General features: G+C 63.5%; 1 protein-coding gene. It reads right to left on the reverse strand.

Annotation, left to right across the window (positions count from 1 at the left end):
- On the reverse strand, positions 1-274 hold a 274-nt coding region (locus SB751_RS30270), incomplete at both ends, for a hypothetical protein (protein WP_410749056.1).

Here is a 274-nt window from a genome sequence, read left to right on the forward strand (position 1 = left end):
CTCGACACGCACGAGACCCGCGCGGAACTGGTTTTCCGCCAGTTCGCCGACACAACGCACGCGGCGGTTGCCGAGGTGGTCGATGTCGTCCACTTCGCCCTTGCCGTTGCGCAGCTCGACGAGGATCTTGATCGTCGCGAGGATGTCGTCGTCCTGCAGCGTCATCGGGCCGACGATTTCGTCACGGCCCACGCGGCGGTTGAACTTCATGCGGCCGACCTTGGACAGGTCGTACGCTTCTTCGCTGTAGAACAGACGGTTGAACAGCGCCTCG

This window comes from Cupriavidus sp. SIMBA_020 (genome assembly GCF_046535395.1).
Lineage (GTDB): Bacteria > Pseudomonadota > Gammaproteobacteria > Burkholderiales > Burkholderiaceae > Cupriavidus > Cupriavidus campinensis.